6 protein-coding genes are annotated in these 7,568 nt (G+C 43.8%); 4 read left to right on the top strand and 2 right to left on the bottom strand.

Annotated elements, in window-relative coordinates; all coding sequences use genetic code 11:
- Positions 1-690: 690 nt before the first annotated feature.
- The 3 genes from KD145_RS00795 (at position 691) to KD145_RS00785 (ending at position 4,990) form a co-directional block, all read left to right on the top strand.
- Positions 691-1,776: an aminotransferase class V-fold PLP-dependent enzyme gene (locus KD145_RS00795; protein ID WP_212004033.1), complete on the top strand. Its 1,086-nt coding sequence runs from the start codon at positions 691-693 to the stop codon at positions 1,774-1,776.
- Positions 1,777-2,182: 406 nt separating this feature from the next.
- Entirely contained in the window at positions 2,183-3,565 is a 1,383-nt protein-coding gene (locus KD145_RS00790) for a SpoIID/LytB domain-containing protein (RefSeq protein ID WP_212004032.1), read from the top strand.
- Positions 3,566-3,946: 381 nt separating this feature from the next.
- On the top strand, positions 3,947-4,990 hold the full coding sequence (locus tag KD145_RS00785; protein ID WP_212004031.1) for a hypothetical protein: 1,044 nt from the start codon (positions 3,947-3,949) through the stop codon (positions 4,988-4,990).
- Between the two features lie 77 nt (positions 4,991-5,067).
- On the opposite strand, the gene KD145_RS00780 is transcribed toward KD145_RS00785, so the two are convergent.
- Positions 5,068-5,655: a Crp/Fnr family transcriptional regulator gene (locus KD145_RS00780; protein ID WP_212004030.1), complete on the bottom strand. Its 588-nt coding sequence runs from the start codon at positions 5,653-5,655 to the stop codon at positions 5,068-5,070.
- Positions 5,656-5,822: 167 nt separating this feature from the next.
- Between KD145_RS00780 and KD145_RS00775 the strand changes: the two genes are divergently transcribed.
- The gene (locus KD145_RS00775; protein WP_212004029.1) at positions 5,823-6,434 is read left to right on the top strand and encodes an isochorismatase family protein; all 612 of its coding nucleotides are present in this window, start codon (positions 5,823-5,825) and stop codon (positions 6,432-6,434) included.
- Positions 6,435-6,561: 127 nt separating this feature from the next.
- On the opposite strand, the gene KD145_RS00770 is transcribed toward KD145_RS00775, so the two are convergent.
- Complete coding sequence (locus KD145_RS00770) at positions 6,562-7,344, bottom strand: alpha/beta fold hydrolase (RefSeq protein WP_212004028.1); 783 nt, start codon at positions 7,342-7,344, stop codon at positions 6,562-6,564.
- Between the last annotated feature and the right edge of the window lie 224 nt (positions 7,345-7,568).

Raw genomic sequence — 7,568 nt, 5'->3', positions numbered from 1 at the left:
AGGTTAAACACACAGGTTATCCTTATTCCGGAAGACCGGTATTTATATCAGGCAGTAATAGACCAGGGCTTCCACCTGTCAGGTCGGATTAACTGAATGTATTTATTCAGGTGAAAAGGGTTTTCTTGATTTAACAGTTCGGGTTTCACGTAAATGGGTGACTCAAAACATATTCGCAAAGGTTTTTATATATGGTATTCATCTGCCATAAAACAGCAAACAATGGCTGCTTTTACTGTATGGCAGCTACAAAAAGGGTTTCCTCGATTCCTGCAGTCCGGCGACTAGCGTAATACATATCAGATGTCCTTACGGACAACATTCAACAGACACACCCGGATTAAATGAATCACATTTGATTAAAAACAGGGAAGACACAATCGACATACATCTCCAGAAAAACCGATCAATGCATAATGGCCGCATAGGAAAATTTTATTGTTAACAAAACATACACCAGGCCGCTTCCGAACATAGCGTTTACAGCAGTCAAAACTAATCGTTTTAACTGCAAATTATTTTCAGCAGTGAAATAACATACAAAATTCGGAATACTAACATCCATAAAAACCTCACAAACATAGTAATTACATGCCGCATTGATCCTTTATCTGACGACAGGAGAAATGAATTACCCGAATTTTGTTTTATTTTAGCAGCAATCGACAATGTTTGTAAAATCAGATTGCCATGTCAGAGAAGAAGTCTTTAGTTTACCTGAATACAGCCGCCTGCGGCCTGATCCCTGAGCCCATCATGCAGGCAGGGCTCAGCTGGTACAGTAGTTTCACCATCAATGGATCAACATCCAGCGAACGGTGGCGCAATGAGCTGCAAACATCCATCAAGGCTGATGCTGCTGCGTTATTGAACACCGCTCCAAAAAACGTTGCGCTCATTCCCAATTTTTCATTTACACTGAATGCAGTGGTCCAGTCGCTGAAGGGCGATGAGAAAGTGCTTTTATACCGAAAAGACTACCCTTCGTTATACATTCCTTTTGTTATCAATAATTTCGACATCACGTGGATAGATGATGAAGATGGATTTTTTATTGATCCGGAGAAGATCAGCGCTGTTATCAAAGAGAAAAAAATCAATATCGTTGCGATCAGCCATGTACAGTACCAGAGTGGATTCAGGGCCGATCTGGCGCAACTGGGAAATATTTGCCGCGATAATAATGCACTGCTTATCGTAGATGCCACACAGAGCCTCGGCGCCATTGAAACAGATATGTCCGCCCTGCCTGTGGATGTACTCATCGCCAGCAACTACAAATGGATGAACGCAGGATACGGAAACGGGCTGCTATATATGAACGAAACCTTTTTACAAACCTATCCCCCGAAAATCAGCGGCAACAATAGCCAGACATTCCGGTTCACCGACGATGGCTATGTCAATGAGGTATCTATTAATAACTACGAGCCGGGCAGTTTGGATATGTTTGGTTTTATGATCATGCAGGCATCGCTGGCAGAAAAAAACAAAACCGGCATACGACAGATAGCGCAACATAACTTCGGGTTAGCGCAAAAACTGTTATCCGGACTGGCATCGTTGCCTGTCCGTGTTATCGGCGGACAGACGCTGGAAAACAGATGTTCCATTATCTCAGTGGAGGAAACCGGCGGATTACATGCATGGCTCTCACAAAACAATATCATCACCACTTTACGAAATGGACTGGTCCGTATCAGTGCACATTATTATAATACAGATGAAGATATAGATGCTATACTGCATTGTATCAGTGACTGGAGCAAGCGATGAGATTTTGCCGGTTAAATTTTATACTGCTGTATGAATACAATGGCAGTATGTAATTTGCGCGGGCATCTGCGGGAACTGTGATGTTTATTAACCTATAAAAATCTGTATCCACCGGACCCTGAAATTATCCGGTTCCATTTACCATTACGGCAAGAATGACTATACCACCAATGCGTGGACCAATACCGTGATCCATAATGCAAGATAAAAGACGTATGCTTAATTGATGACACAAAACAACAGACCCGCTATTCAGCGGGTTTTGTTGTTTTCTATGCTTATTGCAATTGTGGCTGCAGTCCAAAGCAGTAGCTTTCAGTCATCATAACAACATTCGTATCTTGAATAATTCCACGGTCGCCACGATCTGTCACCCTGAAAAACCTTTAACCCAAAATCCAAATACATGAAAAAACAATTCCTTATGATTACCCTGGCCGGATGGGCTATTGTAAGCTCTTGCGCCAAACGGGACAATACCGGCAACCCCGTTAAACCGGAGAACAGCCAGGCTACCCGTATTGAATTCGCTGTTACAGACGGCACTACCGGCTTCGCGATCCCGAATGCCACTATCGACGTCAAAGCTCCTGATGGAAAAGAAAGTCAGCTGACAGCCGGAAAGAACGGAGCAGCTTCATTTCTGGCCGTCAATGGAAAATTTTCCTTTACCGTAAACGGGCAAGGTTATAACCAACTGGAGACATACTTCTCTACAGGAGAGGACTCCGTTATCTATGCCCATGTTAACCTGGACCCCACCAATCAAGCCGCAGCAACAACAGGCAGAGATGCGAGTACGAGCAACATGATCACCATCAGCGGATATTTAAGCGATGCTGATGAACATGCACCGCTGGCAAATGTGGAACTGGACCTCGGCGCATATAAGGCCAGGACAGATGGTAAAGGCTATTTCTCCACCAGCTTCCCAGTTGATCCGGGTAAAAGCAACCCTGAAGTTAAACCGGAAAACATTACCCTCAGTGCTGCCAAAGCTGGCTACACAACCCATGTGCTGAAGAATTTTTATCTGGTACCGGGCTCCTATACTTTTAAAATACAGCTCCGCAGCACCAGTTCTCCCTCACAAAACTCAAACATGAGAGCAGGGAATGAAGAGGTGGAATACCTGCGACAGGGACTCTTTGACAGAACAGCCAGTGAAGCCCAACAAAGAGAAGCAGCCGCCGTTGCCGCCGAAAACAATACCAATGCATTAGGCAAAGCTGCCGCTGCTTTGGCTTTGCCCACAAGTATCCGTGTAGGACTTAGCTGCTCCTGCCTTACCTGCAGCTCCGTACAGGTAATGAGCCTTGAATCCTATACAGAATCCGGCCTCGACAACGAATGGATTTCCAGCTGGAAAGCCGCATCACTGCAGGCTGGCGCTGTGGCCTACCGTTCTTATGGCGCATGGCATGCACTGCACCCTATAAGAAGCAACTACGATATCTCCAGCACACCATGCTCACAAGCCTGGGGCAGCGAAACAGCCAGTTCCACAATTAATGCAGCCAGAGCGACAGCAGGCATTTCTTTGTATCAAAATGGCGCGATCTTCAGATCAGAATATTCTGCAGAAAATAATAATGCAGGTTGTGGCGACGGATTCAGCGGCACAGGCAGTTCATGGCCTTGTATTTCGGATACACGCTGCGCAGGCCGCGCTACCAACGGTCATGGAAGAGGTATGTGCCAATGGGGCTCCAGCTTCTGGGCAAGCGATAAAGACTTCCGCTGGATACTGAATCACTATTACAACCCCGGTGGTGTGGTGGTACAGTAATCAGGGATATCACTTATAAACAAACTGAGGACGTCTCAAAAATAAATGAGACGTCCTTTTATGTTTTAGGTATTTTTGTTCACTACCGCAACCTGCATCTGCGGTAACATTAGAAGGTTTAGATTTCATGTGTTTAATATGTGAAGATAAATGAGTCGGAAGTACCTACTTTTTCACTAACACAAAACCTTATTTAATATCTCATTTTTTCCCAAAATGAAAAAGGTGCCTCAAGTTTATTTTTGAGACACCCTCTCCTTCATCCACTTGATAAGTTTATTTATTGTGTTAGGAATCCGAATAATTTCATTAATTTAATCACTCAATGTAACCATACAAACCAGGTAACCATTTATTTTTTCACCATCAAATACCATTACTATGGAACCCAAAACTTCCGAAACAACGACCCAATCCACTAACGGTGGACAACCCGCAGATGCAAAAGTTGCAGTACAGCTTTGCTCATTGACACTCGATCCGGATCCTGTTCATGACATTAGTACGCTCATGCCTGGCTGGAAGATAGTCTGGAACGGTAAGCCGACTATTGACGACAATTACGCATTTATTGCGTTTAATGCTGCCGATAAAAAATATGCGCTGGTCATCCGTGGCTCAGTTTTCAACGGTTTTCAAGACTGGGATACCTTTGCAAACTGGATCCTGGAAGACCTGAATGCGATTACAATGGTAAGCTGGCCTTATGCCAATACTAAAAAGCCCCTTATTGCCGTTGGAGCTTATATTGCTTTCACGAATCTGCTTTACATGGAAGATTCACTGGGCTCTGGTAAGTCTATTGGCGATTATCTGTTAGCCAATGCGACCGGTTCCGGCAAGCAGCTGATCATTACAGGACATAGCCTTGGCGGCAATATAGCAAATGTATATACCTCGTATTATGTACAAAAGCTTAAGGAGAATAATCTTTCCACCTCCAATGTTTCTCTTTTCACCTTTGCAGCGCCAGCTCCCGGAAATATTGATTTTGCAGTGGACCTGGATAACAAGCTGCCTTCAGCATGGCATTACGAGAATGAAAATGATATGGTCCCGAAATTTCCTGTTTTTTCCGGGCTTCTTTATACCAGTAATACGTTTTTCCCCAAAACTCCGGATGCTCATAAGATTACGGTTACCTTTAACCCCAAAACGATTACCCTCAATGGCCCGAGTCTTACGCTGCATGATGCTTATGTGGCGATTGCGGGCATATTCGCAAAGAATGGTTACGTGCAACCAATAAAGAATAATTATATCACCTTTAAGACGGACCTGAATCCTGATCTTACAGATAACAGCATCTTAGATTGGCTTGGTCAGGTAGCACCTCAACATGGGCTTGATTACTACGCCGGCTTCCTCGGTGTACAGCTGCCGGTAACAGCTGCCCAACTAACATCAGCACAGGCGGCTATTTGAACAGATCACCAGAAAGTATCAAAATAAATAAGAGAGGCTGTCTCCTATGTTTGTAAAAGCTAGGAGGCAGCCTCAACCTATCTACTTCTTCTTAAAACCTTCGTTCTAACCGTACTGAAAAATTCCGGAGTGAGGCCCAGGTACGACGCAATTTGTTTCTGAGGGATCCGCTTGTCAAACTCCGGATATTTCTCTCTGAAATCAAGGTAGCGCTCTTCGGCTGTCAGCCGCAGCAACTGTAATAATCTTAATTGATGTCCGGCTATTGAATGTTGATATAGTATGCGGAAAAAGTGCTCAAGCCTGGGAACTTTGTCCAGAAATTCCTCCAGGCTGGTTTGAGCTATCTGTACAACTTCAGCATCTTCAATCGCAACAATATTACACAAGGAAGGAACGCTATAAGTTCTGCTGTGTATATCTGATATCCACCAATCTTCTATGGCAAAATAAAAATTTGTTTCCGTCCCTGCTTTGTCCAAACTAAAGGTCCTTAAACAGCCTTTGTTAACATAGTTCTCGTAGATACAGACCTCTCCTTCACGAAGCAGATATTCTTTCTGTTTCAGCCGCCTGACTGTTAACAACGAACAGAATTCATCAGTTTCTTCTTTAGTAAGAAGTACATGTCTATTAATGTTGTTAAGGATTTGATCGAATTCCATTTTAATTCAAAGCTTAAAATATACCTAATGGGAGCATTCGCAATGCTTATCATTCTTAAGAATTCTTATTTTCCAAGCCATTGCTGTGATCTAATTTTACTAAAGAAATCTGAGGTTCATAAATGTTTCAGAAAAGCATTTTTAAAAATAACTATAAAATAAAAAAAATGGCAAACATCATTAATAATAAACTTACAGCTGACAATTCGCTGGTAATGCTGATCGACCACCAACCAGGGCTGTTAATGAATGTAAAAAGCATGGAGCCCCTGGCTTTGAAGAATAATCTCCTGGCTTTCGCCAATGCGATCAAAATGTTGAATATACCAACCATCCTTACTTTTCAGGGATTAGGCGGCTTTGGTCCTATTTTGCCGGACCTTGTCAGGATATTTCCGGAAAGTAAACCAGTAAACCGAACTATCATCAATTCCTGGGAAGAACCTGTTATCAGGAAACAGATTGAAGCATCCGGAAAAAAGAATATTATACTGGCAGGCGTTAGCGTAGAAGTATGTCTGGCCTTTCCGGCACTATCCATCCAGGAGGCAGGATATCAGGTTTATGCAGTAATGGATATTTCCGGCACCTGGAGTAAGGATATCCAGGACTGGGCGCTCACCCGAATGGTTCATAAAGGTATCATCCCAGTCAACTTTACAGCAGTACTCATGGAAATACTTGGAGATAATGCACGACCTGAAGCACCGGCCATTTACGGAGCACTGAGCGCCAGTTGGGGACTTCCAACTTTTATCGCTGAATATTCCAAACAATAGTGCTACCAGACTACCTCACGGAAACCTGAGAAAGATTCCCGGAGGCATATTACAATACCATAAAAGACAAAAGGCTTGTCAGATGAACTGACAAGCCTTTCTTTAATATCGGACAAATGATGAAATGCTATTTCACTTTCACTTTTGCTGCTTCTTCAATCACTGTTGCCACAGCCTGTGGCTGAGACATATAGATCACATGGCTCCCTTTGACGTCAGTAGCTTTTGTATTGGAGCGTTTGTACATGGCGCGCTGGATTTCCGGAGCAATACTCTTGTCTTCTGTTGCGATGCAGGCAAATGCCGGCTTATCTCTCCAGGCAGCATGGGTGATTGGTGTAGTGAATCCCTTCGCATAAAAAGCTCCCTGTGAAGCATACATGAAGTCGGCCAGGTCCTTTGGAATATCCGCACAGAAACCTGCATGGTATTTGGCTTTGTCGTAGTAAACGATTCCTCTTGAATCCGGAGGCAGCACACCGTTTTCGGGCGCAGGTGGTGCTTTTTGCAGCCATTGTAAAGCAGACTCCCCATTGTCGGGCTGGAAAGCCGCTACATAAACAAGTGAGGCCACATTGGGATGATTGCCTGCTTCTGTAATGACAGCTCCACCCCAGGAGTGTCCTACCAGTATAGCCGGTCCGTCCTGATTATCCAACACCACCCTGGTAGCAGCCACATCATCTTCCAGTGAGGTCAGCGGGTTTTGTACCACTGAAACATGAAACCCTTTCTTAGTAAGATTTTCATAAAGTGCTCTCCATCCAGAACCATCCGCAAATGCTCCATGCACCAGTACTACGTTTTTGATTTGCTGCGCCTGCATACTAACAGCTCCCAGGAAGCTTACACACAGTATCAGCATAAACACAAGACAATTTCTTTTCGCTTTTTTGAGTAAATTTTTCATTGTGTTGGGGGGTTTGATGAATTAATCAGTCCACTTCTTCGGCTGAATCCGCATCCAGGCGCAAACAGGGCCGATGTGTGGCAAACAAACTATCCTATAAAACAGAAATGCCTTCAAAAAGTTTTCGGGTGGCCAGGTAAGTGACTACTTCATCCGGGATTGCATCAACCCGTAAAAGTTAAGCCTTCAGGTCGCGGTAAACAGGTTTTATTTTTATATTGTAC

The organism is Chitinophaga sp. HK235, from assembly GCF_018255755.1.
GTDB lineage: Bacteria > Bacteroidota > Bacteroidia > Chitinophagales > Chitinophagaceae > Chitinophaga.
Note: the sequence above shows the minus strand (reverse complement) of the source record. Positions and strands in the feature narration are given on the sequence as shown.